This is a genomic window from Nitrospirillum bahiense (genome assembly GCF_007828025.1).
GTDB classification, from domain to species: Bacteria; Pseudomonadota; Alphaproteobacteria; order Azospirillales; family Azospirillaceae; genus Nitrospirillum; species Nitrospirillum amazonense.
Map to the genome: position 1 here is coordinate 161,144 of NZ_VITO01000013.1, position 25,427 is coordinate 186,570.

Sequence of the window (25,427 nt, forward strand, 5' to 3'; positions counted from 1 at the left end):
CAGGGCACGCTTTCGGCGAATATCCCGGCGTATTTCCACCTCAGCTCGGGGTGGGGAATTGTTAGGTATGGGAAACGTTCGGATCACGACATATGGTGTGACGAACGGAGATCCCCATGCTGTCACCCCACTTCCGCGCGTTGATGGACACCGTGCCCGATGGCGTGATCGTCATCGACGGCCAGGGCACGATCCAATCCTTCAACCCCGCCTGCGAACGCCTGTTCGGCTGGACGGCGGCGGAGGTGATGGGCCGTAACGTCAAGATGCTGATGCCCGCCCCCTACCAGGACGAGCACGACCAGTATCTGGCCCGCTACCGCGCCACGGGGGAAAAGCGCATCATCGGTATCGGCCGCGAGGTCACGGGCCTGCGCCGGGACGGCACCACCTTCCCCATGGAACTGTCGGTGGGCGAGGCGCTGCAGGACGGGCCGCCGGCCTATATCGGCATCATCCGCGACATCAGCGACCGGCGGGCGGCGGAACAGGCCCTGCGCAACCGCGAGGCGCGCCTGGCCTCCATCATCGAGACCATCCCGGACGCCCTCATCGTCATCGACGGCCAGGGGCTGATCCGCTCGTTCAGCCCGGCCGCCCAGCGCCTGTTCGGCTATGCCGAGGCCGAGGTGCAGGGGCGGAACGTCAGCATGCTCATGCCCTCGCCCTACCGGGAGCAGCACGACCAGTACATCGCCCGCTATCTCGCCACGGGGGAGAAGCGCATCATCGGCGTGGGCCGCATCGTCTCCGGCCGGCGCCGCGACGGAACCGTGTTCCCCATGGAACTGGCGGTCGGTGCCGTGGACCTGGAGGGTGAGCGTCTGTTCACCGGCTTCATCCACGACCTGACGGAACACCAGGCGGTGGAGCGGCGGCTGCAGCAGTTGCAGGCGGAACTGCTGCACGTCAGCCGGGTCAGCGTCATGGGGCAGCTGGCGTCGGCCCTGGCGCATGAGCTGAACCAGCCGCTGACGGCGGTGGTCAATTACATCAAGGCGTCCCTGCGGCTGCTGGAGCGGACGGAGACCGTCGATATGCCCCTGGCGCGGGAGGCCATGGAAAAGGCGTCGGCGCAGGCCCTGCGGGCCGGGCAGATCATCCGGCGGCTGCGCGACTTCATCGCCAAGGGTGGTACCGACCGGCGTGCGGAAAGCCTGGATGGGCTGATCGAGGAGGCGGCCGCCCTGGCTCTGGTCGGGGCGCGGGAAAGCGGCGTGCGCATGGAATTGCGCCTGCAGCGGCAGGACCTGCGCGCCGTCATCGACAAAATCCAGATTCAGCAGGTGCTGCTCAACCTCATCCGCAACGCGGTCGAGGCGATGGAGGGTCAGACGGAACGCATCCTGTCCATCACGGCGGCCCCCTCGGCGGCCCCGGATGGCGCGGGGTTCATGGAGATCGCGGTGGCTGATACCGGCCATGGGTTGGATGAGGCCGCCATGGCCCGCCTGTTCCAACCCTTCGTTTCCGGCAAGGAACGGGGCATGGGGGTTGGGCTGTCGATCAGCCGGTCCATCGTCGAGGCCCATGGCGGGCGGCTGTGGCCCGAACGTAACGAACACGGTGGCGCGACCTTCCGTTTCACGCTGCCCCTGCTGCCTGAGACCGAGAGAAACCATGACGCCTGAGCCGATCATCGCCGTGCTGGATGACGATGCCGCCGTTCGGGATTCGCTGCGGCTGTTGCTGATGGCGTCGGGCTACCAGGTCGCGGTCTTTTCCTCTCCCCTGGAGTTCCTGGACTCCGACGCGCCCACGCGCTGCGCCTGCCTGGTTGTGGACGTGCGCATGCCCGGCCTGACCGGGCTGGAGGTCCAGGAACGGCTGGTCGCGCGCGGATCCACCCTTCCGGTCATCGTCATGACCGGCCATGGCGACGTCCCCCTGGCGGTGGCGGCGATGAAGGCCGGGGCCCTGGACTTCATCGAAAAGCCGTTCGAGGAGGAGACGCTGCTCGCATCCCTCCAGTCGGCGCTGTCCCGGCCCCGTGCCGTGGCCGACGCGGCCCCCCCCTCTGCCGGGGCGGAGACGCCGTCACCGGAGGCGCTGGCCTGCCTGGACGCGCTGACGCCGCGGGAACTGGATGTGTTGCAGGGGCTGGTCGATGGCAAGCCCAACAAGATCATCGCCTTCGACCTGTCCATCAGTCCGCGCACGGTGGAAATCCACCGCGCCCGGGTGATGGAGAAGATGCGCGCCAGCAGCCTGTCCCATCTGGTGCGGCTGGCGCTGGCGGCAGGTATTCGCCCGAACGCGGGTTGATCCGCGTCAAAACCGGCCGGAATACGGGGAAACCCTTATTACTCCTGTAGGCATCGACACCTTAATTTCAAGGAGGCGGCTGGGTTGGCACCGTCGCCGGTGTGATGCCTGTAGGAGATTTGATGTGCCTGACATCGCGGCGGGACGGATCCATGTCGTCGATGACGACGAGTCCGTCCGCGACTCCCTAAAGTTTCTGCTGCGGCTGTACGGCTTCGAGGTCGACCTTCACGCCTCCTGCCAGGACTTCGCCGCCGATTTCGATGGCGGTCCGGGGTGCCTGCTGCTTGACCAGCATATGCCCGGCATGACGGGCGTCGAGTTCGTCGAGGGGCACCGCGCCCTGCTGCGCGAGGTGCCTGTCCTGATGATGTCCGCGAACATGGAGGCGGAGACGCGCGACCGGGCCCTTCGGGCGGGGGTGGCCGGCTTCCTGGACAAGCCCGTCGATACCGGCCGGCTGCTGGATGAATTGCGGCGGCTGCTGGGCGGCCCTGCCTGACGGCCCCTGGTCTTGCGCCCATAGGGGGTTTTACGCAGATAAGGGGTTTTACGTAGGTAGAAGACCGAACTCATCAGGCGGAACGCTGGGCGCTAGGGTTCTCTCACGGAACGACGACGGGCTGGTTCAGGCCCGACACGAACGGGAGCCCCCAGATGACGCCATCGCTCGCCACCGCCCCGGCCGCCCTCCGCCAGCCCAGCCCGGCCGTCTTCACCGTCCTGCCGGCGCCGTCCGCCAGCCGGGCCGCATCGGCCGGCCCGTTCGCCCCCTGGGCGGACGAGGCTTCCGCCTACAGCCGGGACCAGGTGATCTTCTCGGAAGGCGACACGGCCAGCAGCGTGCGCATCATCACCTCCGGCATGGTCCGCATCCTGCGTATGATGGCTGACGGCCGGCGGCAGATCGTGGGCTTCCTGCAGCCCGGCGACATGCTGGGGTTGGCCCCGGGCGGCACCTATCTCTATTCCGCCGAGGCTGTCACGTCCGTGACCCTGCGGCGCCTGTCCCGCACGCAGTTCGACACGCTGCTGGAACGGGATCCGGAACTGCGCCTGCGCCTGCTGGCGGCCACCGCCACCGAACTGCAGGTGGCGCAGGAGCAGATGTTGCTGCTGGGCCGCAAGACCGCGCCGGAGCGGCTGGCCAGCTTTCTGCTGCACCAGGCCCGCCGGGTGACGCCCGAGCCTCAGGACCATTGCCGTATCCCGCTGCCCATGACCCGCACCGACATCGCGGATTTCCTGGGGCTGACCATGGAAACGGTCTCCCGCGCCTTCACCAGGCTCAAGACCGCCCACCTCGTCCGGCTGTTGCCCGACCAGATGGTGGAACTGGTGGATGTCGAGGCCTTGATCGACTTGTCCGAAGGCGGCGGCCAGTCCGGCCTCATTCAATAGCCGCGACGCCGGTCCACCAGGTTGATCAGCGGCTGGCCGGCGGCCAGGCGCTTCAGCCCGCCCACCACCTGTTCCACCGCCGTGCGCGCTTGGGTAATGGCGGCGACGTGGGGGGTGACGGTCACCCTGGGGTGGGTCCAGAAGGGATGGTCGGCCGGCAACGGTTCCGTGCGGAACACGTCCAGTGTGGCACCGGCCAAGTGGCCGCTGTCCAGCGCCGCCAGCAGATCCTCCTCCACCAGATGGCGCCCCCGGGCCGCGTTGATGACCACGGCACCCCGGGGCAGCTGGGCGAACAGGCCCGCGTCCAGGATGTTCTCCGTGTCCGGCGTCAGGGGCAACAGGCAGACCAGGATGTCCGTGCGCGCCAGGAAGGGCGCCAAGCCCCCGGCCCCATGATAGGTCGCGATGCCGTCCAGGTGCTTGGCTGAGCGGCTCCAGCCGGCCACGTCGAAGCGCAGGGCCCTCAGGGCCTGCGCCGCGTCGCTGCCCAGGGCGCCCAGGCCCAGGATGCCCACCCTGCGTTCCCGCGCCAGGTGCTGGTGGGTCAGCTGCTTCCACTGCGCCGCCCGCTGCTGCGCCTCGAACAGGGGGGCGTCGCGATGCCAGCGCAGCACATGCAGGCAGACATACTCGGTCATGCCCTCGGTCAGGCCCGGCTCCACCATGCGCACCAGCGGCAGGTCGGGCAGGGTGGGGTCGGCCAGCAGGGCATCGACCCCGGCGCCCAGCGAGAAGATGACCTTCAGCTTGGGCAGGCTGGCCAGCAGGCCCGCCGGCGGCTTCCAGACCAGGGCGTAGTCGATCTCCGCCAGATCGCCCATGCCCTCCGGCCACACCCGCACATCCAGCTCAGGCATTTGGGCGTTCAGCTCGTTCACCCAGTCCTCGGCGTGGTCGTGGGCGGAGACGAACAGCAGGGCCATCAAAAGACTCCTTAATCCTGCCCGTCGTCGCGCTGGCTGCTTTCGGAGCGGAAGGGGTGGGCGGGATAGACGCCGAGGATTTTCAGTTCGCGGGCGAAGAAGTCCAGCTCCTCCAGCGCCAGGCGCAGGGGCCGGTCCTCGGGGTGGCCTTCCACGTCGGCGTAGAACTGGGTGGAGGTGAAGCGGCCGCCCACCATGTAGCTTTCCAGCTTGGTCATGTTGATGCCGTTGGTGGCGAAGCCGCCCATGGCCTTGTACAGGGCCGCCGGCACGCTGCGCACCCGGAAGACGAAGCTGGTGATGATGGGGCCCGCCCCGCGCGGCGCCGGCTTGGGCTCCCGCGATAGGATCAGGAAGCGGGTGGTGTTGTGCTCCGCATCCTCGATGCCGCGCGCCAGCACCTCCAGCCCATAAATCTGGGCGGCCAGTTCCGAGGCGATGGCGCCCTGGGTCACGTCGCCCCACTTGGCCACGTCGGCGGCCGCGCCGGCCGTGTCGGCATGGGTGATGGGCGCCATGCCGTGGGCGCGCAGATAGCCCCGGCACTGCGACAGGGCCTGGATGTGGGAATGCACCTGTTTTAGGCCGGCGATGGTCGCCCCCTTGGGCGCCACCAGGCAGTGGACCACCCGCTGGAAATGCTCCCCGATGATGTGCAGGCCGCCCTGGGGCAACAGGTGGTGCATGTCGGCCACGCGGCCGGCCACCGAATTCTCGATGGGAATCATGGCCAGGCGGGCGCGGCCCTCCGTCACGGCGGCGAAGGCGTCCTCGAATGAATGGCAGGGCAGGGGGACCATGTCCGGAAACACCTGCCGGCACGCCATGTCGGAATTGGCGCCAGGCGCCCCCTGGTAGGCGATGCTGTTATCCGCGGTGCTGGACATTGCTTCTTTTTCCCTCAAACGCCGGGCGCGGCCGTCCGGCCGCTTGGCTTCTTCGCTTTTCAGTCCGCTTTGCTTCCCAAAAAGCTGCGGCGGCCCTTTCACGTATAAATGCGGTCGCAGCCTACAACGGCATGCGCCGAGGCTCATGCCGTTGGAATCAGGGGGCGCCTATGCGGCTGATGAGGGCCCGCGCCCGTTCCAGGTCCTCCGGCGTGTCCACGCCCAGGGGCACGGCGTCCACCACCGCCACGTCGATGCGCATGCCGTTGGCCAGCGCCCGCAGCTGCTCCAGCTTCTCGCGCTGTTCCAAGGCCGCGGGGGGCAGGGCGACGAAGCGGGCCAGGGCCTCGCGGCGATAGGCATAAAGCCCGATGTGGTGATAGTGCGGGCCGGCACCCCAGGGGGTGGTGGTGCGGGTGAAGTACAGGGCGCGGCCCACGCGGGCGCCCGGTGCCAGCTCGATCACCGCCTTGACCACGTTGGGGTTGTGCCGCTCCTCCTCCACGGTGATCTCCACCGCCAGGGTGGCGATGTCCACTTGCCCGTTGGCCAGCGGGCCGAAGGCGGCACGCACCGTGGCCGGCTCCACCGTCGGCAAATCGCCCTGGACGTTGACCACGGCGTCGTGCCGCCCCTCCGGGTCCACCAGGCGCAGCGCCTCGTGGATGCGGTCGGAGCCGGAGGGGTGGTCGGGGTTGGTCAGCACCGCCTGGCCGCCGGTGTCCCGCACCGCCTCGACGATTTCCTGTTCCGCCGCCGCCACCAGCACCGGTCCGATGTCGGCCTCCGCCGCGCGCCGCCACACCTGCACGATCATGGGGGCACCGCCGATGTCGGCCAGCGGCTTGTTGGGCAGCCGGGTGGAGGCCATCCGCGCCGGAATGATCACGATGGGGGCTTTGGGCGCGCCCAGGGGAGAGGCGGCGGGGCTTGAAGACATGGGGCTTCGGCCTACGATTTGATTTGGCTCATGGCTGGGGCAGGCGTGCGACATTTACCTCCCATGGTCAAGCCGGTTTGCAGGCAGGGCGCCGAACTATCTTGCCCTGGTTGAACAGGCCGCTTATCGTCGCCCGGAATTTGGGAGAATGATGGCCGGACCATAACGGCCCCGGGCATCGACAAGCGTCACCACCTGGCGTTAACCTGGACGCGCAGGAACCATAACCAGCACGCGAATGGCAAACAGCGTGGGACATGAGGGCTTGATCTGATGGCGGGTAGCTTCTTCAACAAGATTTCCATGGCCATTCTGTTGGGCGCGCTGATCGCCCTGCTGGCGGGGTTCATCGCCAAGAAGGCCGTGCACCCGACGATGTTGACCGAGAACGTGTACAAGATCGAAGGCGTGGAGGCGGCCCCGGCCGCGGGTGGCGAACCGGCGGCGCCGGCCAAGCCGGACCCGGTCAGCCCGCTGCTGGCCGCTGCCAGCGCCGACAACGGCGCCAAGCTGACCAAGGTCTGCCAGGCCTGCCACACCTTCGACAAGGGCGGCCCGGCCAAGGTGGGCCCCAACCTGTGGGGCATCATTGGCAACAAGCAGGGCCATATGGAGGGCTTCGCCTACTCCGACGCCATCAAGAAGCTGGGTGGCACCTGGGATTACGAAAAGCTGAACGAGTTCCTGGCCAGCCCCAAGACCTACGCCCCGGGCACCAAGATGACCTTCGCCGGCTTCAAGTCCGTCAAGGACCGCGCCGACGTCATCGCCTATCTGCGCAGCCAGGCCGACAGCCCGGCCCCGCTGCCCTGAGGAGGCGGGTGCGCTTAAGGGATAGTCGGCCGCCTTGGGTTTGAGGCGGCGGCCTCTCCGGTATAAAAGCAGGGGCGGTCCCGGCCGGGGCCGCCCCTCTTTGCATCTCCCGCACCCCAGGAAGAACCCATGACGACGCCCGTTCCGGAAGAGTTCATCGCCCTGGTCCATCGTATGGCCGAGTCGGCGGGCGCCGTCATCCGCCGCTATTTCCGTGCGGATGTGGAGATCGATGCCAAGTCCAACCTGACGCCGGTCACCATCGCCGACCGGCAGGCGGAAGAGGCCCTGCGCGCCCTGCTGGCGGCGGAGCGCCCCGACGACGGCATCCTGGGCGAGGAACTGGGCACCCACGGCCTGGACCGGGAATATGTCTGGGTGCTGGACCCCATCGACGGCACCAAGAGCTTCATGACCGGCCGGCCCATCTTCGGCACCCTGATCGGCCTGCTGCGCCATGGCCGACCGGTACTGGGTGTCATCGACCAGCCCATCCTGGGTGAGCGTTGGATCGGCGGCGCGGGCCACCCCACCCGCTTCAACGGCACGCCCGTGCGCACCCGCGCCTGCGCCACCCTGGCGGAGGCGACGGTGACCACCACCAGCCCCGACATGTTCAAGGGCGTGGAGGCGGAACGCTTCGCCCAGTTGAAAGCCGCCTCGCGCTACGTCGTCTACGGCAGCGATTGTTACGGCTACGCCCAGGTGGCCAACGGCTGGCTGGACATTTCGGTGGAGCGCGACCTGGCGCCCTGGGACTGGGCGGCCCTGGTGCCGGTGGTCGAGGGCGCCGGCGGCCGCATGACCGACTGGCAGGGCCGCGACCTGGTGCTGGGCGCGGTGGGCGAGGTGGTGGCGTCCGGCGACGCCCGGGCGCATGCCCAGGCGCTGGCCATCATGGGCGGGGACGCCTGAGTCCGCACCCCGTTAAGGAGCGGAGATCACCAGGGTTTCGTAGGCGACCTCCACCGACTCCACGGCCACCTCGTTGCCTTCGGACTTCAGGTCCGTGCCGGTGAGCTTGGTCGGCCAGGCGTTGTTCAGGGTCCACACCCTCTTGGGCGCGCCGGTCTCGTCCAGCAGGCCGATCACCATCGTCTGGCGCGCGATGGTGTTCAGCTGGATCTGGTTGACCCAATTCCAAAGGGCGGAGTCGTTTGCCAAGACGCCCTTGCGCAGGGTGACGTTTCCGACCTTGCCCAAGACCGGCCCCGTGGCGGAGGCGGTGGCCTCGGTGTCCAGCCCCGTCACTTCCTGGAAGGTGGCTGCGATGGTGCCGCCCAACTGCACTGAGAAATAGAACTTGGGCAGCGGCCAGGTGCTGGTCTGCGTTTCCCCCGACATGGTGCTTTCCCCCGATTTGGTCGATCGCCTAAACCTCACCCTCCAGCCAATCCTCGATCAGGCGGCGGGCGATGCTGTCGCCGGGGGGAATGCGCAAGCTGCCGTCCGGGGGGCCGTTGCGCAGGCTGGCCTCGCGCACCTCATCCCGGGTGAACCAGCGCGCGTCCTCCAGCTCCTCCAAATCCACCTTCAGCTCCGTGGTCACGGCGCGGGCGTGGAAGCCCAGCATGAGGGAGGAGGGGAAGGGCCACGGCTGGGAGGACTGATAGCGCACGTCCGTCACCTGGATGCCCGCCTCCTCCATCACCTCGCGCGCCACCGCCTCCTCCAGGCTTTCGCCCGGTTCCACGAAGCCGGCCAGGGTGGAATACATGCCTTGGCCGAATCGGGCCTGCCGGCCCATGACGCAGCGGTCGCCGTCATGCACCAGCATGATCACCGCCGGATCGGTGCGGGGGAAGTGCAGGGTCTTGCAGTCGGGGTTGGTGCAGCGGCGGACATGCCCGCCCTCGATCACCTCGGTCACCGTGCCGCAGACGCCGCAGAAACGATGGCGCTGGTGCCAGCCCAGCAGGCCGCGCACATAGGCCAGCAGGCTGGCCGTGGACCGGTCCACCTGGTGGGCCAGGGTGCGCAGCTCGGTCGGCGTGCCCAGGCCCACCAGGTCCGGATGGCCTTCCTCCAGCCCCGACAGGTCGACGGCGAAATGGGCGACGTCCCCCTCCACGCCCAGGAAGGCGGGGGCCAGGGTTGCGGCCTCGCGCCACCAGGGAGAACCGGCGTCCAGGTAGACCGGCTGCACGGCCGGCGGCGCTTCCGTTCCCTCGGGCACGGGCGCCACCAGGAACTGGCCGCGCCAGACGGCCAGGAATCGGCTTTCGGGGGCCGCCAGGCGCTGGGCCAGCCAGTCGGCCTGCTTGCGGGCGACGGTGGCGCGGTCCAGGCCGGCGCCGGTGTAGAAGTTTTTCTGAGACCGGTTCGTCATGATCACCATTCGTCTCATGATGGGACCGGAGCGGGCAAGGCACCCCTCGTCATGCGGCGCATCGGGACGGGCGGGTCGGCCCTGCCGCCTTTTCACTTGCTATGGGGCGGTGCGATGCCGATATATGGCGGCGGGAGGTTGGCGGCGGACGTGTCCCTCGCCAACCCGGTCAGGTCCGGAAGGAAGCAGCCGTAACGAGTTTCGGCGCGGGTCGCATGTCCAGCCTCCCACCTCATAAAATGAGAAGCCCCTAGGCGGGCACCCGGCGCTAGCCGCCGGCGCGCCCTGTCCCTGCCAGCGCCGGAAGGGTCGAGCGATCCCGTGACCGATCAAAGCCCGCTTTCCTCCGCTTACGACTCCGCCGCCGGTAATGCCGTTTACCGGGTCCTGGCCCGCAAATATCGCCCCCGCAATTTCGATGAGCTGATCGGGCAGGATGCCCTGGTGCGCACCCTGCGCAACGCCATCCAGTCGGGGCGCATCCATCAGGCCTACATGCTGACCGGCGTGCGCGGCGTGGGCAAGACCACCACCGCCCGCATCATCGCCCGCGCGCTGAACTGCATTGGCCCCGATGGCCAGGGCGGCCCCACCGTCAGCCCCTGCGGCGTGTGTGAGCAGTGCGTGTCCATCTCACAGGACCGCAATGTCGACGTCATCGAGATGGACGCGGCCAGCAACACCTCGGTCGACAACATCCGCGAGATCATCGAGGGCGTGCGCTACGCCCCGGCCGGCGCGCGCTACAAGGTCTACGTCATCGACGAGGTCCACATGCTGTCGCGCAGCGCGTTCAACGCGCTGCTGAAGACGCTGGAGGAGCCGCCGCCCCATGTGAAGTTCGTCTTTGCCACCACCGAGATCCGCAAGGTGCCGGTGACGGTGCTGTCGCGCTGTCAGCGCTTCGACCTGCGCCGGGTGGACCAGGGTACGCTGCAGGCTCATTTCGGCCGTATCGCGGCGCAGGAATCGGTGCCGGTGGAGGCGGAGGCGCTGAGCCTGATCGCCCGCGCCGCCGACGGCTCGGTGCGTGACGGGCTGTCGCTGCTGGATCAGGCCATCGCGCTGGGCGGCGGCGCGGTCACTGGCCTGCAGGTCCGCGACATGCTGGGCCTGGCCGACCGCACCCTAGTGGTTGACCTGTTCGAATCGACCCTGTCGGGCAAGCCGGCCGACGCGCTGGCGGTGCTGGACGATCTGCACAAGCGCGGCGCCGACCCGGTGGTCATCGCCCAGGACCTGCTGGACTTCACCCATTTCCTGACCCGCGCCCGCGTGGTCCCCGGCACGGCCCAGGACCAGGGCATCCCGGAGATGGAGCGGGTGCGCGGCGGTGATCTGGCGGCCAAGCTGGGCATGCCGGCCCTGGCCCGCGCCTGGCAGATCCTGCTGAAGGGCCTGGGCGAGGTGCAGCAGGCGCCGGTGCCCATGCAGGCCCTGGAAATGGTGCTGATCCGCCTGGCCTACGCCGCCGACCTGCCCAGCCCGGGTGATTTGGTGCGCAAGGTGATGGAGGGTGGCGTGCCCACCGGTGCCCCCACGGGGGGCGGCGGCGCGCCGATGGGCGGTGGTGGCAATGGCGGCGGCGCCACGGCGCGCGGCATGGCCATGGCCGGCGGTGGCGGCAGCCCAAACGGCGCCCCCATGGCCGTCCTGCGCGGCGGCCTGGCCGGTGCGGTGAAGGCGGCTCCCGTGGTCGCTCCCGCCCCCGTGATGGAGCCCGTTCCGGATCTGCCCCCGGCCGATCCCAAGTCTTTCCGCGAGGTGGCGGAGCTGTTCGGCGCCCGGCGCGAGGGGATGCTGCAGGGCAACCTCTTGAGCATGGTGCACCTGGTGAAGTTCGAGCCGGGGCTGATCGAGCTGCGGCCCACCGCCATGGCGGTGCCCAACCTGGCCGGCCGCGTGGGCCAGCTGCTGACGGAATGGACCGGCCGGCGCTGGATCGTCACCGTCTCCAGCGCGCCCGGCGAACCCACGCTCAGTGACCAGGACCGCGCGGCGGAGAACCGCACCCGCGAACAGGCTGCGGCCAACCCCCTGGTGCAGGCCCTGATGGCCGCGTTCCCCGGCGCCAGGATGGCGGCGGTGCGCGACCTGGACCAGCTGGCCGCGGCGGCCGCCAAGGCCGCCGCCGAAGAGGCCGCTCTCACCCCCGCCTTCCCTTCTTACGAGGATGGCGGTATGGATGCCCCCGACAACCCGTATTTCGACGCCCCGCCCGACATGAGCGACGGCGACTGGGAAGGAGATTTTTAGGCCATGAAGAACATCGGCCAGATGATGAAGCAGGCCCAGCAGATGCAGGCCAAGATGCAGGAAATGCAGGGCAAGCTGGGCGAGATCGAGGCCGACGGCCAGTCCGGCGCCGGCATGGTCCGCGTCGTGGTCAACGGCAAGGGCGAGCTGAAGAAGGTGAAGCTCGACAAGTCCGTCGTCGACCCCGAGGACATCGAGGTGCTGGAGGACCTGCTGGTCGCCGCCTTCAACGACGCCAAGAGCAAGGTCGAGGCGCACATCGCCGAAGAGACCAACAAGCTCATGGGCGGCCTGAAGCTGCCGCCGGGCATGAAGCTGCCGTTCTGATCGGCGCGCCGACCCTCAGGGTACAGTTTTGAACGCCGGGCCTGGCGACAGGCCCGGCGTCTTCATTTTTCCGGCTGGACTCAAAACAAAGCAGGGCTGGAACAAAGCCGGCACAGCCCCTATCTTGGGGCCATGATCGGCCCTGAAATCGACCGCCTGATACAGCTGTTGTCGCGCCTGCCGGGCCTGGGTCCGCGCTCGGCCCGTCGCGCCGCCCTGCACCTGATCAAGAAGCGCGAACAGCTGATGGACCCGCTGGCCGAGGCGCTGGCCGGGGCGGCCGCCCGCATCCGCACCTGCCCCGTCTGCGGCAACCTGGACACGGTCGACCCCTGCGGCGTCTGCCGCGACGCCTCCCGCGACCGCGCCATCCTGTGCGTGGTGGAGGAGGTGGGCGACCTGTGGGCGCTGGAGCGCACGGGCGCCTATCGCGGCCTCTACCATGTGCTGGGCGGCACCCTGTCGGCCCTGGACGGCATCGGCCCCGATGATCTGGCCGTCCCCGGCCTGCTGGCCCGCGTGGCCCAGGGCACGGATGGCATGCCCGTGCGCGAGGTCATCCTGGCCCTGAACGCCACCGCCGGCGGCCAGACCACGGCCCACTACTTGACCGACCGCCTCTCCGGCCTGCACGTCGCCATCAGCCGCCTGGCCCACGGCGTGCCGGTGGGCGGCGAACTGGACTATCTGGACGACGGCACCCTGACGGCGGCCTTAAGGGCGCGGCGCACCCTCGGGTGAGGGGCCGCTATAGGGGAAGAAGCCCCAGGCGGCCACGGGGATGTGGGTGCCGGGCTGCTGATAGGGCAGGCAGCGCCATTTGCCGGCGTGCGCCTGGGCCATCAGGTCGGCGTCCAGGTGTGGATCGCCGGAGCTGCGGAACAGGCTGGGCGTCAGGATGTGGCCGTTGGCATCGCACCAGAAGCGCAGCCAGGCCTTGGGTTTCTTGCTGTGGATCGCCACCGCCGGGGCCTGGCCCGGCGCGACCAGTGACGCGGGGTCCACCGCCGCGCCTACGGGCTCGTCATCCGGCGGCGGGGCGTCGGCGGCCCGGCCGAAATACTGGCGGAAGGCCGTCCAGGCGGCCACTGGCTGTCCGGTGGCGCGCAGCTGGGCGGGAAGGCAGCGCCACAGGCCGGAGTCCGTGGCCGCCATGAAGGCGGCGTCCAGTTCCGGGTGGCCGCTGCTTTCCATCAACGCGCTGTCCAGCAGGGTTCCCCCGGGGCCGCACAGGATGGCGGCCGTCAGGGTGGTCTGGTCCTTCAGGTCCAGGGCGCCGCGGGGATAGGCCGGCGGCGCGTTGACCAGCGACCGGATGTCCAGGACGGGGGGCTCGCCCGGCTGGGGCGCCCGGGGGGATAACTTGAAGTCCATCCCGTAGGCGCCGGGCGTCACCCGGATGCGGCCCTCCGCCGAGGTGCCCGGCACGCAGCGCACCTGCGATGCCCGCAGGGCCGCCAGCGCCGCCGCGTCCAGCCGGGGATGGCCGGAGGATTGGCCGATCTTGAAGTCGCCCAGCCGTCCGTTGACGCCGCAAAGGAAGTCGATGATGACCTCCCCCTCCTCCCCCGCCCTTGCGGCATCGACGGTGTAGTCGGGATGGCTCAGTGTGGTGGGGTCGATCTGTGCCCCATCCGCTTCCGCCTTGAGGCCGTGGGCGGGGCCGGCACCGGCGGGGGCCGGGAAGGACAGGCGGTAGAATCCCCAGGAGTCCATGGGCTGGCGGTCGCCAGGATGCTTGGCGGGGTGGCAGCGCCAGCCGCTTGCCCGCGCCGCCGCCAGGACGGCCGCATCCAGCTGGGGATGGACGGACGGGCCGGGCTGGGTCAGCCGCGCCTCCCGCACGGCACCATCGGCGCCGCACAGGAACGTGAAGGGGACGTCGCCATATTCCTCCGTCGGCAGCGCTTCGGCGGGATAGGGTGGTTGGACGACCGTGTCGGTATCCATGTGCGCGCCCAGCGCGAGGCGCGGCGGGGGCGGCGCAGGGGGATCATCCTTCCTGTCGCCCTGCTTGAAGGCATAGCGCAGCGTGATCCAGGTGGGGCCCGTCTGGGCGGGTTGCGCTTGCGGATTTAGGCTGGGCAGGCAGCGCCACTTGTGGCTGAATCCGGCCGCCAGCACGGCCGCGTCCATCCGGTCCGACCCGCTGCCCTCCATCACCTCCGCGTCCGTGACGGGTCCATCGGCGGCGCACAGAACGGCGACGACGACCGTGCCCGCCTCCCCCTGCTGGGCGGCCACCCAGGGAAAGTCGGGGATGGCCTTCATTATTGACGCCGGATCCAGGCGCGGCCCATCGGCGGCTATCGGCGCAGTGGAATCGACGTGGGACTGGGGCGTTGGCAGTGCCGGCGGCTGGGGATGGGCACAACCGGCGGCCAGCGCCAACGCGAGGGACGCGACAAAGCGGACGGGGAGGGTACGGGACAGAGCGGGGCGCATGGGGTCAATATGTCGGAGAGGCCAGGAACCATCGCGATGGTTGCAGAAACGGCTAGTATTGTCGCCCTTGGAATCGTTGGGGCGTGCGGGGTGGCTGCTATCCCTGGCCCGCCCGCATACCCCCTGCGGCGCAACCGGGCCTTGCCCTGGCGGCCGGCTTCCCCTATCTCGCAGATGGGCGAGCGTTTATACTCGTCGCCCTTATTCACCAGCCGCCTGATCCGGATACGACCCCCATGGCCCTCCTGCCCATCCTCACCGTTCCCGACGCCCGCCTGAAGAAGAAGTGCGCGCCCATCGCCAACGTCGACGGCCGCGTGGTGAGGCTGATGGATGACATGCTGGAGACCATGTACAAGGCGCCCGGCATCGGCCTGGCCGCGCCGCAGATCGGCCTGCTGGAACGCATCATCGTCGTCGATGTGTCCGAGCATAAGGAAGGCGCCAAGGAACCCATCGCCATGGCCAATCCGGAGCTGCTGTGGCTGTCGGATGAGACCTGCGTGCACAATGAGGGCTGCCTTTCCATCCCCGAGATCTACGCCGACGTGGTGCGGCCCAAGCAGATCCGCGTGCGCTACGTCGACCGCGACGGCAGCGTGCAGGAACGCGATTGCGACGACCTGCTGGCCCGCTGTATCCAGCACGAGGTTGATCACCTGAACGGCGTGCTGTTCATCGACCACCTGTCGTCCCTGAAGCGCAACATGATCATGCGCAAGGTGTCCAAGGCGGCTCGGTAATTTGGTTTTCCTCAAGCGCCGGCGCGGCCATCCGGCCGCTTGGCTATCCTCGCTCCGCCCTGCGGTGCTCGCTCCGGGGCCCGCAGTCGCGGGCCTGTAAATCGGTTGCACCTTTGAGGCCGCCATGACCCGCCTGCGCCTAGCCTTCATGGGCACGCCCGACTTTTCCGTTCCGGTGCTGGACGCCCTGGTCGCGGCCGGGCATGAGGTCGCCTGCGTCTACAGCCAGCCGCCCCGCCCCGCCGGGCGCGGGCACAAGGAGCAGCCGACCCCCGTGCACGCGCGGGCGCAGGCGCTGGGCATCCCGGTGCGGACGCCGCGCACCCTGCGCAAGGAGGAGGCCCAGGCCGAGTTCCGGGAGCTGAACCTGGACGTGGCGGTGGTGGTGGCCTACGGCCTGATCCTGCCGCAGGCGGTGCTGGACGCGCCGCGCCTGGGCTGTCTCAACATCCATGCCTCGCTGCTGCCGCGCTGGCGCGGCGCCGCCCCCATCCAGCGCGCCATCCTGGCCGGTGACGCCGAGAGCGGCGTCACCATCATGCAGATGGAGGCAGGGCTGGACACCGGCCCCACGCTGCTGGAGGAACGCATCGCCCTCACCCCGCGCATGACCGCCAGCCAGCTGCACGACGGCCTCTCCGCCATGGGCGCCCGCCTGATCGTCACGGCGCTGGACCGCCTGGCGGCCGGCGACCTGCCGGCCACGGTGCAGCCGGAGGAGGGCGTGACCTACGCCGCCAAGCTGACCAAGGAGGAAGGGCTGCTGGACTTCACCAAGCCGGCGGCCGAGCTGGACCGCCAGGTGCGGGCGCTGACCCCTCGGCCGGGCACCTGGTTCGAGGCGGCCCTTGAGGGTGGTACGGTTGAGAAGATCAAGGTGCTGGCGGCCGAGCCCGTGGCCGGCACCGGGGCCCCCGGCACCCTGCTGGATGCCAACCTGACCGTGGCCTGCGGCGAGGGTGCCTTGCGTCTCACCACCGTGCAGCGTCCGGGCAAGGGCCCGGTCGAGGGGGCGGCCTTCCTGCGCGGCTTCCCGCACGCGGTCGGCAAGCCCGTCGCCGCCGTCTGACCCATGCCGCGCTGGAAACTCACCGTCGAATATGACGGCCGGCCCTACCAGGGCTGGCAGTTGCAGCCGCACGGCCCGTCCGTCCAGGCCTGCCTGGAGGAGGCCATCCGGCGGTTTTCCGGTGAGGTGGTGCGGGTGCATGCCGCCGGCCGCACCGATGCCGGCGTCCACGCCCTGGGCCAGGTCTGCCATTTCGACCTGAAGAAGCCGACCAAGCCCGACACGGTACGCGACGCCCTGAACTTCCACCTGCGGCCGGAGCCTATCGCCGTGGTGAGGGCGGAGGCGGTGGATGACGACTTCCACGCCCGCCTGTCGTGCAAGGGCCGCGCCTACCTCTACCGCATCGTCAATCGCCGGGCGCCGCTGGCGCTGGACATCGGCCGCGCCTGGCACGTGCCCACCGTCCTGGACGCCGACGCCATGAACGAAGGCGCCCAGCGCCTTGTGGGCAACCACGACTTCACCAGCTTCCGCGCCAGCATCTGCCAGGCCAAGAGCCCGGTGAAGACGCTGAGCCTGCTGACGGTGAGCCGCATGGGGCAGGAGATCCACATGGTCGCCCGCGCCCGGTCCTTCCTGCATCACCAGATCCGCAACATGATCGGCACCCTGCGCCTCGTGGGCGAGGGCAAGTGGACGCCCGACGACGTGACCCGGGCGCTGGAGGCCCGTGACCGCGCCGCCGCCGGCCAGACCGCCCCGCCGGACGGGCTGTACTTCACCGAGGCGTGGTATGAATGAGAGCCCTGCGGGGTGAGGCGGCGCCTCCTCCCGCAGTAGGATGCGACCGCGTTCGCCGGAAGTTTCCGGGGCGGAAGTTTCCGGGGAATGGGAAAACTAACTGACGGCCATCAGCGGCCCATGGACCAGGGTGGTCGTCAGGTCGCTGACGACCACGTCCAGCAGCACGAAGCCGGTGGCGGTCAGCCAGCCGCAGCCCAGCACGGCGCGGGTCACGTAGGCCTCGTAGAACAGGCTCCAGAAATAGGTGACCGCCATGACGGCCGCCCCCATGGGCATGGACAGAAGGCCGCTGTGCGCCAGCACCGCCAGGGGCAGCGCCACCAGCAGGGCGACGATGCCGCTCCAGTTGAAGGCGGCGATGAAGCGGGGGAACAAGGCGCCGTTGCCCTGCAGATGCAGGATACGCTCCACCATCAGGAAATAGCCGAAGGTGCCGATCAGGTAGGCCAGCAGGGTGGCGGGAACGGCCCGTGCCACGGGGATGGTGGCGAGTGCCGCGCCGTCGCCCAGCGGCGTCAGCGGGTGGCCCATCCAACGCTCAACCGTGTCCAGCGCCACCACGCCGGGCAGCAGGGCCAGGAAGACCCAGAAGCTGCGCAGTGCGCCCGCGCGGTCGGCCGGGAAGCGGGCGGCGGCCGTCTTGTCCAGGAAGACCAGACGCAGGGCGCCGGCCAGGCTGCGGCCCAATTCCCCCATCACGCGGCGGCGCCGTGGGCCGCGAACCAGTCGGCCAGCACGCGGGCGTAGATGTCGGTCAGGCGGATCAGGTCGTCCACGGCGATATGCTCATCCACCTTGTGCATGCTGGCGCCCACGCCGCCGAACTCCACCACCGGGCAGTGGTTCTTGATGAAGCGCGCGTCGGAGGTGCCGCCGCTGGTGCTCAGCTCCGGCTCCAACCCCGTCATGGATCGTACCGCTTGCGAAACGATACCGCTCAGCTGTCCCGGCGGCGTCAGGAAGGCATCGCCGCTGACCGCCACCTTCACGTCCCATGATCCGCCCACCTCGGCCAGGACGCCGCGCACGTGCGCTTCCAGGCTGGCCGGGCTGTGCAGGTCGTTGAAGCGGATGTTGAACACCGCCGTGCCCTTGGCCGGGATGATATTGGTGGTGGGATTGCCCACGTCGATGGTGGTGATCTGCAGGCTGCTGGGCTGGAAGTGGGGCGTTCCCTGGTCCAGCGGTTCGCCCGACAGGCGGCTCAGGGCCTGGGCCAGACGGGGCAGGGGGTTGTCGGCCAGGTGGGGATAGGCCACGTGCCCCTGGGCGCCCAGGCTGGTGATGGTGAAGGTGATGCTGCCCCGCCGGCCGATCTTCATCATCTGGCCCAGGCGCTGCGGGTTGGTGGGTTCCCCCACCAGGCAGGCGTCCAGCGCCTCCCCACGGTCCCGCAGCCAGCCCAGCACCTTGCGGGTGCCGTTGATGGACGGGCCTTCCTCATCCCCGGTAATCAACAGGCTGAGGCTGCCCATCATGGGCAGTCCGGCGGCCTTGTGCCGCGCCACGGCAGCAATGAAGGCGGCGATGGCCCCCTTCATGTCGGACGCGCCCCGGCCGAACAGCCGGCCGTCGATGATGTCGCCGGCGAAGGGCGCCACCGTCCACGCCGCCTCATCCCCCACCGGCACCACGTCGGTGTGGCCGGCGAAGCAGAAGTTGGGGCCGGCGTCGCCCAGCCGGGCATACAGGTTCTCCACCGGCGCCGTTCCTTCTTCCGTGAAGGGCAGGCGGTGGCAGGTGAAGCCCAGGGCCTCCAGCACCCCCTCCAGCACGCCCAGGGCGCCGGCGTCGGCCGGCGTGACGCTGGCGCAGCGGATCAGCGCCTGGGTCAGCGCCACCGGGTCGGTGGCGTCCAACGGCGTGGAAAGGGGGCTGGCGGCCATGGGGATCAGTCCCGCAGCAGGTCGTTGATCGAGGTCTTGGCCCGGGTCTGCTCATCCACGCGCTTGACGATGACGGCGCAGTACAGGCTGGGGCCCGGGGTGCCGTCGGGCAGGGGCTTGCCGGGCATGCTGCCGGGCACGACGACGGAGTAGGCGGGTACCCGCCCGATGAAGACCTCACCGGTGGCGCGGTCGATGATCTTGGTGCTGGCGCCGATGTAGACGCCCATGGACAGGACGGCGCCCTCCTCGACCACCACGCCCTCGACCACCTCGGACCGGGCGCCGATGAAGCAGTTGTCCTCGATGATCACCGGGCCGGCCTGCAGCGGCTCCAGCACGCCGCCGATGCCGACACCGCCCGACAGGTGGACGTTGGCACCGATCTGGGCGCAGGACCCCACCGTGGCCCAGGTGTCGACCATGGTGCCCTTGCCCACGCGGGCGCCGATGTTGACGAAGCTGGGCATCAGCACCACGCCGGGGGCGATATAGGCGCTGCGGCGCACAATGGCGCCGGGCACGGCGCGGAAGCCGGCGGCGCGGAAGCGGGCGTCGTCCCAGCCCTCGAACTTGGTGGGCACCTTGTCGAACCAGGTGCTGCCCCCCGGCGCGCCGGGCATCGGCGCGCTGTCCGTCAGGCGGAAGGACAGCAGCACGGCCTTCTTCAGCCACTGGTTCACCACCCAGGCACCGTCCACCTTTTCCGCCACCCGCAGGTCACCCCGATCCAGGGCCGACAGCGCCTCGTTCACCGCGTCGCGGGTGGCGCCGGTGGTGCTGGCGTTCAGGGTGTCGCGGGTTTCCCACGCTTGCTCGATATGGCTCTGCAGGTCGGTGAAAGCGGTCATGGGGCGTCGTCCGGATGGCGCCTGGTCGGCGGCTTTGGGGGCGGAGGTGTCCGATTAAGCGGGGGGACAATGGCGGGGGGCTTCGACCCCTGTCAACGCCCCCGGCGGCAGGCCAGCCCCTACTTTAGCAGCCTCTCCCGGACATATTCTTGCGTGGACGGGCCTACTTAGGGCCGGCCAGGTCGGCCACCACCTGGGCCAGCCAGGCGGGCACGTCGGTGATGCGGTGTTGCACATAGGGCAGCGCCGCGGCCGGCGCATCGGGGTTGGGCAGGGAAAAGGGCGAGTCCGTCTCCACCAGCACGGTGGCCATGCCCAGCGCCCGGGCCGGTTCCAGGTTGCGGGCGATGTCCTCCACCATCACGGCGCGGGTGGGGTCGATGCCGTGCCGCTGGATAAGGGTGGTGTAGGGCAAGGCATCGGGCTTGGGCGTGAAGTCGGCGGCCACGATGTCGAACACGGCGTGGAACTGGTCGGCCACGCCCAGGCGCCGCATCACGTTCTCCGCATGGCCGGCCGAGCCGTTGGTGTAGATGATCTTGCGCCCCGGCAAGGCCGCCAGGCTTTCCGCCATGGCCGGCTGCGGCAGAATGGCGCTGACGTCGATGTCGTGGACATAGTCCAGGAAGGGCCCCGGCTGCACCCCATGGTTCAGCATCAGGCCGCGCAGGCTGGTGCCGTACTGGCGGAAATAGTCCTTCTGCAGGCGCTTGGCCGCGTCGGCGTCCAGCCCCAGGGCATTGGCGATATAGGCGCCGATGCGCACGTCGACCTGGGCGAACAGGTTGCACGCCGCCGGATACAGCGTGTTGTCCAGGTCGAAGATCCAGGTGTCAATATGGGCGAAGGGGCTGCCCATGGGCGCATGGTCGGCGGCGGTGACGGTCAGGGGGGCGCTGGCATCGGTCATCATGGCCCCACCATGGGCCCGCCGCCCGTTCCGGGCAAGCCGGGACTGCCCGCCGACGGGCGGCTCGCATCCTATCCCGACGCGGCACAGGGTGCCCGTCCGGGCCTGTTGCCGCCATCCGGGGAGTAAGCTACTCCTTTGGTGGGGCGGGCTTGCCGGCCCAGGTGTTTGAGCCCAAGGACTTGGGATGGGCGGGCGGCTGTTGGGCGCGCGAGGCGGGGGCATGGGTTCCGATTTGATCGATGGCCAGGCGTTGCTGACGGGGTGGGCCGGTCCCGGGCTGGCGGTCGACCCCGAGGGCCGGGTCATCGCCGCCAACACGGCGGGCGCCCAGCTGCTGCTGCGTGACGACGGCTGGCTGGATCTGCTGTCGCGCTGGGTGGCGGATGGCGGCGTGCTGCAGCCCGGCACCCACTCCAGCCCCCTGCCGGACCAGGAGGTGGTGGAATGGACGCCGCTGGCGCTGCCCCCCGATGGGGCGGGCCACGCGCACTACCTGCTGCTGGGCCGCATGGCCACCCTGGAACGCCGCCTGCGCCAGGCGCTGACGGAATCGCGCCAGCGCTATAAGGACCTGGTGGAAATCTCCAGCGACTTCGCCTGGGAAACCGGGCCGGACGGACGCTTCGCCTTCGTCTCACCCGCCGGAGCCATCGGCTATCGGCCGGACGACCTGGTGGGCCGCCACCCCAACGACTTCCTGCTGCCGGAGTTCGACGACGGCCTGTCGCCGTTCGAGGCGCGGGACGCCATCGAGCGGGTGGAGGTCTGGCTGCGCGCGGCCGATGGCCGCCCCGCCTGCCTCATCTCCTCCGCCCTGCCGCTGACGGGGCCGGACGGGCAATGGGTCGGGGCCCGCGGCGCCTGCCGCGACATCACCGACGCCCGGCTGCGCGCCATGGAACTGGCGCAGGTGCGCCTGCGCGAGCGCTACCTGGGCTATATCGTCTCCTCCACCCGTGACGACGTCGACCCCGCCCGCACGCTGGAGATCGCGGCCGGCGTGGCGGTGAACGCCACCGGCGCCGCCGGGTCCGCCCTGCGCGCCCGGGTCGAGGGGGCGGACAGCTACGTCCCCGTGGGCGTGGCGGAAAACATCCCGGCGGAGCTGGAGGCGACGCTGGCCGAATTGCCCCACCGGGCGGCGGAAAGCGAGGGGCCGGTGACTGTCACCGCCGCCGGTTATGACGTGCTGGCCGCCCGCACCCTGTTCCGGCATGAGGTCAACGGCGCCGTCCTGGTGTGGCGGCCCACGCCCGAAACGGCCCCCGACAATGGGCCTGGGGTGGGCGCGAAAGAGGGCGGCTGGTCGGCCGACGATTTGTCCATGGCCCGCACCATCGCCGACCATGTCGGCGCCGCCATCGCCCAGGCCCGCTACCAGGAACGGCTGAAAACCCTGTCGGAGCGCGACGGCCTGACCGGCCTGTACAACCGCCGCACCGTCATGGAACTGCTGGGCCAGCGCCTGGGCGCCAAGACCGGTGGCGCCTCCGCCCTGCTGTATTTCGACCTGGACAACTTCAAGGCGGTGAACGACCTGCGCGGCCACACCGCCGGTGACGATGTGCTGCGCGCCGTGGGCGACCTGCTGCGTCGCATGGCGCGGCCGGGTGACCTGGCGGGGCGCCTGGGCGGCGACGAATTCGTGCTGTGGATCGATCGCGTGGATGAGGCCCAGGCCCTGTCCGTGGCCGACCGCCTGCTGCGCGAGGCGGCGGAATTCCTGCGGCCGCTATCCGCGGGCCCGGAGAAGCCGCTGGGCGTTTCCATCGGCGTGGCCGTCCACCTGGGCGGTGGGGGCGAGCCGGTGCAAAGCCTGGTGGACCGCGGCGACCAGGGCATGTACGCCGCCAAACGTCTGGGCAAGGGCCATCGCTGCCTGTCGCCCGCCTACAGTGACGACACCGGGAAAGAGGGTCCCGGGGAAAAGGACGAGTGATGGGCGGACTGGACTACGATACCGCCAAGAAGCTGGCCACCGGTGACGCGGCCGACCGGCGTTTCGTCGCCTCGCGCGCCGAGACCCAGCCGGAAATCCTGTACCTGCTGGCGACCGACAAAAGCGCCGAGGTGCGGCGGGAGATCGCGCTGAACAGCGCCACGCCCCGCCAGGCGGACATGCTGCTGTCCACCGACGTGGACGAGGGCGTGCGCAGCGGCCTGGCCTCCAAGATCGCGGCCCTGGTGCCCAGCCTGTCCGCCGACCGGGTTGGGCAGATCGAGCGCATGACCCTGCAGATCCTGGAGACGCTGGCCCGCGACCGGGCCGTGGCGGTGCGCGGCGTCATGGTGGCGGCGCTGAAGGACATGCCCAACGCCCCGCCCACGGTCATCCAGCAACTGGCCCGCGACCTGGATGCCAGCATTTCCGGTCCCGTCCTGCGCCATTCCCCCATCCTGACCGACGACGACCTGCTGGAGATCATCGCCGGGGCGCCGGAGGATGAGCGGCTGTGCGCCATCGCCGAGCGTGCCGACGTCAGCGTCGCCGTGTCCGACGCCATCGTGCAGACGGAGCGCGAGGCGGCGGTGGCCAGCCTGCTGGGCAACGCCAGCGCCCAGATCCGGGAAGAGACGCTGGACCGCATCCTGGATCTCGCGCCCAAGCATGAACCCTGGCACGCCCCGCTGGTGCGCCGCCCCCACCTGCCGCCGGCGGCGGCCGCGCGCATCGCCGGCTTCGTCACCGACAGCCTGGTCAAGGTGCTGGAAAGCCGCAGCGACCTGCCGGCGGAAACCCGCCAAGCCATCACCCAGGCCGTGCGCCAGCGCCTGCCCGCCGTGAAGGCGGGCAACGCGACCGGCAACGGCCTGGTGGATGAGGAGGAGGCGCCCAAGGAGCGCCCGGCTGACCGGGCCCGGCGCCTGCACAAGGAAAAGAAGCTGACGGAGGATACGGTGACCATGGCCCTGGGCCAGGGCGACCGCGGCTTCGTCATGGCCTCGCTGGCGCTGCTGTCCGGCCTGCCCCAGCCCATCGTGGAAAAGATCATCGCCGGCCAGAGCCCGCGCGGTGTCACCGCCCTGTGCTGGAAAGCCAAGCTGACCATGCGCGCCGCCCGCCAGGTGCAGATGCGCCTGGCCCAAATCCCCCCCTCCAATGTGCTGAACGCCCGCGAGGGCACCAAGTACCCCATGACCGACGACGAGATGAAATGGCAGCTGGAATTCTTCGGGGTTGAGTGATGGCGCGTAAACCCGCGCTGTCCGTGGAATCCCTGGTCGCTCTGGGGCCGGAGAAACTGGCGCAGATCATCCTGGATGAAGCGGCCGACAGCGCCCCCTTCCGCAAGCGGGTGAATGCCGCCCTGGCGGCCCTGAAGGGACCGGACGCGGTGGCCAAGCTGATCGATCGCCGCCTGGGCGCGCTGGAGCGGGCGCAGTCCTTGATCCCCTGGGAAAAGGAAAAGGCCTTCGTCGCCGACCTTCAGGCCACGGTGGACACCATCGTCAAGGAACTGGCGCCAGCGGACGCCTTCGCCGCGGTCAACCGCCTGTTGCGTTTCCTGGGGACGCAGGAGGATGTGCTGGAGCGCACCGCCGATTCCGGCGGACGCATGGGCAACCTCTATTGGGAGGCGGCGGAGTCCGCGAATGGCCTGCTGGAGCGGCTGAAGCCGGTGGAGCGGGCCCAGATTGCCGAGTGGCTGACCGCCGCGCTGGAATCAGACGATTATTCCTTGTTCCTGCGCGTCGCCCTGGCCCTGGCGCCCCTGCTGTCCGACCCCCAGCGCAAGGATTGGGAAGCGGCGCTGGCCAAGATGCGCGGGGACCGGTCGGCGCCCCTGGAGGTGCGCCAGGCCTTGGCCGAAGCCCGGGGCGACATGGACGCGGTGATGGCGCTGGAGGCGCAACTGCCGTCGTGGCGTCAGAATCCCATGCGCCTGGCCGAGCGGTTGCTGGCGGCGGGACGGCACGAGGACGCGCTGAGATGGATTCGCACCGAGGACAAGCCCAACCGGCTGATCGTGGCGACCACGGCTGAGCTGATGGCCGGTACCCTGCAGCGGCGAGGCTTCCACCCCGACAAGATTCGGTTGGAAGCCAAAATCCTGGACGCCATGAAGGATCGCGCCGCTGCCCAGGCGCTGCGATGGCGGGGCTTCGAGGCCACGTTGGATGCCGGCCTCCTGCGCGATTACATCAATAAGCTGGATGACTTCCAGGAATTCGATGAGTTGGACCGGGCGTTCGCCGTCGTTGCCGCCTGCAAGGATCCGCACAGGGCGCTGGACTTTTTCGTCCGCTGGCCCCGCCTTGACCTGGCGGCCAGCCTGGTCTTTGCCCGGCGTGGCGAGTGGAGGGGCGCCTACTACGACGTGCTTTCCGACGCGGCGGTGGCGCTGGAGGACGGCTTCCCCCTGGCGGCGACCGTTCTGTATCGTGTGCTGCTGGACGACATCCTGGGTCGCGGTGTCTCGGCCGCTTACGGCCATGGCGCGCGGTACCTGGCCCGTCTCGGTGCCCTGGCGCCGCGCATCGAGACCTATGCCGACCTGGATAACCACACCACCTACGCCTTGCGCGTGCGCAAGGACCATGGCCGCAAGGCGTCGTTCTGGAGCCAGGTGACGGCCTGACCCATGTTGTTCCAAATGAAAACGCCGGGCGGATCACTCCACCCGGCGT

25 protein-coding genes and 1 other RNA gene are annotated in these 25,427 nt (G+C 69.6%); 16 read left to right on the plus strand and 10 right to left on the minus strand.

Annotated elements, in window-relative coordinates; genetic code table 11:
- The first annotated feature begins 116 nt into the window (after window positions 1-116).
- The 4 genes from FBZ88_RS19270 (at window position 117) to FBZ88_RS19285 (ending at window position 3,666) form a co-directional block, all read left to right on the plus strand.
- The gene (locus FBZ88_RS19270; protein ID WP_246138747.1) at window positions 117-1,631 is read left to right on the plus strand and encodes a PAS domain-containing sensor histidine kinase; all 1,515 of its coding nucleotides are present in this window, start codon (window positions 117-119) and stop codon (window positions 1,629-1,631) included.
- The gene (locus FBZ88_RS19275) at window positions 1,621-2,265 is read left to right on the plus strand and encodes a response regulator transcription factor (protein ID WP_145618790.1); all 645 of its coding nucleotides are present in this window, start codon (window positions 1,621-1,623) and stop codon (window positions 2,263-2,265) included. The genes FBZ88_RS19270 and FBZ88_RS19275 overlap by 11 nt, the downstream gene beginning before the upstream one ends.
- Before the next feature lie 124 nt (window positions 2,266-2,389).
- A complete protein-coding gene (locus tag FBZ88_RS19280) occupies window positions 2,390-2,767 on the plus strand; it encodes a response regulator transcription factor (RefSeq protein WP_145618791.1) in 378 nt (125 codons plus the stop codon).
- Window positions 2,768-2,922: 155 nt separating this feature from the next.
- Window positions 2,923-3,666: a cyclic nucleotide-binding domain-containing protein gene (locus tag FBZ88_RS19285; protein ID WP_145618792.1), complete on the plus strand. Its 744-nt coding sequence runs from the start codon at window positions 2,923-2,925 to the stop codon at window positions 3,664-3,666.
- On the opposite strand, the gene FBZ88_RS19290 is transcribed toward FBZ88_RS19285, so the two are convergent.
- The 3 genes from FBZ88_RS19290 to FBZ88_RS19300 form a co-directional block, all read right to left on the minus strand.
- Window positions 3,660-4,592 carry a 2-hydroxyacid dehydrogenase gene (locus tag FBZ88_RS19290; RefSeq protein ID WP_145618793.1) on the minus strand — a complete coding sequence of 311 codons (933 nt, stop codon included), beginning with the start codon at window positions 4,590-4,592 and terminating at the stop codon, window positions 3,660-3,662. The two genes, FBZ88_RS19285 and FBZ88_RS19290, sit on opposite strands and share 7 nt — an antisense overlap.
- Before the next feature lie 11 nt (window positions 4,593-4,603).
- Window positions 4,604-5,479, minus strand: coding sequence for a prephenate dehydratase (locus tag FBZ88_RS19295; protein ID WP_145618794.1), 876 nt, complete (start codon window positions 5,477-5,479; stop codon window positions 4,604-4,606).
- 157 nt (window positions 5,480-5,636) lie between these two features.
- Window positions 5,637-6,419, minus strand: a complete 783-nt coding sequence (locus tag FBZ88_RS19300) for a 3-deoxy-manno-octulosonate cytidylyltransferase (RefSeq protein WP_145618795.1) — start codon at window positions 6,417-6,419, stop codon at window positions 5,637-5,639.
- Between the two features lie 273 nt (window positions 6,420-6,692).
- On the opposite strand from FBZ88_RS19300, the gene FBZ88_RS19305 reads away from it, so the two are divergent.
- A complete protein-coding gene (locus FBZ88_RS19305; protein WP_145618796.1) occupies window positions 6,693-7,232 on the plus strand; it encodes a c-type cytochrome in 540 nt (179 codons plus the stop codon).
- Between the two features lie 129 nt (window positions 7,233-7,361).
- Window positions 7,362-8,147, plus strand: a complete 786-nt coding sequence (gene hisN / locus FBZ88_RS19310; protein ID WP_145618797.1) for a histidinol-phosphatase — start codon at window positions 7,362-7,364, stop codon at window positions 8,145-8,147.
- A 12-nt stretch (window positions 8,148-8,159) separates the two neighbouring features.
- Here the strand turns inward: hisN and FBZ88_RS19315 are convergent, their stop codons facing one another.
- Complete coding sequence (locus tag FBZ88_RS19315; RefSeq protein ID WP_088870675.1) at window positions 8,160-8,576, minus strand: phage tail protein; 417 nt, start codon at window positions 8,574-8,576, stop codon at window positions 8,160-8,162.
- 28 nt (window positions 8,577-8,604) lie between these two features.
- Complete coding sequence (gene nudC / locus FBZ88_RS19320) at window positions 8,605-9,561, minus strand: NAD(+) diphosphatase (RefSeq protein WP_411861218.1); 957 nt, start codon at window positions 9,559-9,561, stop codon at window positions 8,605-8,607.
- A gap of 133 nt (window positions 9,562-9,694) precedes the next feature.
- On the opposite strand from nudC, the gene ffs reads away from it, so the two are divergent.
- The 4 genes from ffs to recR all read left to right on the plus strand — a co-directional run bounded on the left by ffs (window position 9,695) and on the right by recR (window position 12,885).
- Window positions 9,695-9,792: signal recognition particle sRNA small type (gene ffs, locus FBZ88_RS19325), an RNA gene on the plus strand.
- A gap of 90 nt (window positions 9,793-9,882) precedes the next feature.
- Entirely contained in the window at window positions 9,883-11,817 is a 1,935-nt protein-coding gene (locus tag FBZ88_RS19330) for a DNA polymerase III subunit gamma/tau (RefSeq protein ID WP_145618799.1), read from the plus strand.
- Window positions 11,818-11,820: 3 nt separating this feature from the next.
- Window positions 11,821-12,144 carry a YbaB/EbfC family nucleoid-associated protein gene (locus FBZ88_RS19335; protein ID WP_040842623.1) on the plus strand — a complete coding sequence of 108 codons (324 nt, stop codon included), beginning with the start codon at window positions 11,821-11,823 and terminating at the stop codon, window positions 12,142-12,144.
- Window positions 12,145-12,276: 132 nt separating this feature from the next.
- Window positions 12,277-12,885 (plus strand): recombination mediator RecR, encoded by a 609-nt coding sequence (gene recR, locus FBZ88_RS19340; RefSeq protein ID WP_145618800.1) that lies wholly within the window; start codon window positions 12,277-12,279, stop codon window positions 12,883-12,885.
- Here the strand turns inward: recR and FBZ88_RS19345 are convergent.
- Window positions 12,859-14,415, minus strand: coding sequence for a TonB family protein (locus tag FBZ88_RS19345; RefSeq protein WP_186464490.1), 1,557 nt, complete (start codon window positions 14,413-14,415; stop codon window positions 12,859-12,861). The two genes, recR and FBZ88_RS19345, sit on opposite strands and share 27 nt — an antisense overlap.
- A 410-nt stretch (window positions 14,416-14,825) precedes the next feature.
- Between FBZ88_RS19345 and def the strand changes: the two genes are divergently transcribed.
- From def to truA, 3 genes are all read left to right on the plus strand, one after another.
- Window positions 14,826-15,332 (plus strand): peptide deformylase, encoded by a 507-nt coding sequence (gene def / locus FBZ88_RS19350; protein WP_145618802.1) that lies wholly within the window; start codon window positions 14,826-14,828, stop codon window positions 15,330-15,332.
- A gap of 124 nt (window positions 15,333-15,456) precedes the next feature.
- Complete coding sequence (fmt, locus tag FBZ88_RS19355; RefSeq protein WP_145618803.1) at window positions 15,457-16,401, plus strand: methionyl-tRNA formyltransferase; 945 nt, start codon at window positions 15,457-15,459, stop codon at window positions 16,399-16,401.
- A gap of 3 nt (window positions 16,402-16,404) precedes the next feature.
- The gene (truA, locus tag FBZ88_RS19360) at window positions 16,405-17,145 is read left to right on the plus strand and encodes a tRNA pseudouridine(38-40) synthase TruA (RefSeq protein WP_145618804.1); all 741 of its coding nucleotides are present in this window, start codon (window positions 16,405-16,407) and stop codon (window positions 17,143-17,145) included.
- A 96-nt stretch (window positions 17,146-17,241) separates the two neighbouring features.
- Here truA and FBZ88_RS19365 read toward each other — a convergent pair whose 3' ends face one another.
- From FBZ88_RS19365 to FBZ88_RS19380, 4 genes are all read right to left on the minus strand, one after another.
- Window positions 17,242-17,847, minus strand: coding sequence for a hypothetical protein (locus FBZ88_RS19365; RefSeq protein WP_145618805.1), 606 nt, complete (start codon window positions 17,845-17,847; stop codon window positions 17,242-17,244).
- Complete coding sequence (dapE, locus tag FBZ88_RS19370; protein ID WP_145618806.1) at window positions 17,844-19,034, minus strand: succinyl-diaminopimelate desuccinylase; 1,191 nt, start codon at window positions 19,032-19,034, stop codon at window positions 17,844-17,846. Before dapE ends, FBZ88_RS19365 begins: the two co-directional genes overlap by 4 nt.
- 5 nt (window positions 19,035-19,039) lie before the next feature.
- Window positions 19,040-19,885, minus strand: coding sequence for a 2,3,4,5-tetrahydropyridine-2,6-dicarboxylate N-succinyltransferase (gene dapD, locus FBZ88_RS19375; protein ID WP_145610558.1), 846 nt, complete (start codon window positions 19,883-19,885; stop codon window positions 19,040-19,042).
- A 163-nt stretch (window positions 19,886-20,048) separates the two neighbouring features.
- On the minus strand, window positions 20,049-20,798 hold the full coding sequence (locus FBZ88_RS19380) for a pyrimidine 5'-nucleotidase (protein WP_145618807.1): 750 nt from the start codon (window positions 20,796-20,798) through the stop codon (window positions 20,049-20,051).
- A 220-nt stretch (window positions 20,799-21,018) separates the two neighbouring features.
- On the opposite strand from FBZ88_RS19380, the gene FBZ88_RS19385 reads away from it, so the two are divergent.
- Genes FBZ88_RS19385 through FBZ88_RS19395 form a run of 3 tightly spaced genes read left to right on the plus strand, consistent with a single transcriptional unit; the run spans window position 21,019 to window position 25,378 of the window.
- Entirely contained in the window at window positions 21,019-22,737 is a 1,719-nt protein-coding gene (locus tag FBZ88_RS19385; RefSeq protein ID WP_186464491.1) for a sensor domain-containing diguanylate cyclase, read from the plus strand.
- Window positions 22,737-23,984: a DUF2336 domain-containing protein gene (locus tag FBZ88_RS19390; RefSeq protein WP_145618836.1), complete on the plus strand. Its 1,248-nt coding sequence runs from the start codon at window positions 22,737-22,739 to the stop codon at window positions 23,982-23,984. The genes FBZ88_RS19385 and FBZ88_RS19390 overlap by 1 nt, the downstream gene beginning before the upstream one ends.
- The gene (locus FBZ88_RS19395; protein ID WP_145618809.1) at window positions 23,984-25,378 is read left to right on the plus strand and encodes a DUF6880 family protein; all 1,395 of its coding nucleotides are present in this window, start codon (window positions 23,984-23,986) and stop codon (window positions 25,376-25,378) included. The genes FBZ88_RS19390 and FBZ88_RS19395 overlap by 1 nt, the downstream gene beginning before the upstream one ends.
- Window positions 25,379-25,427: the final 49 nt, after the last annotated feature.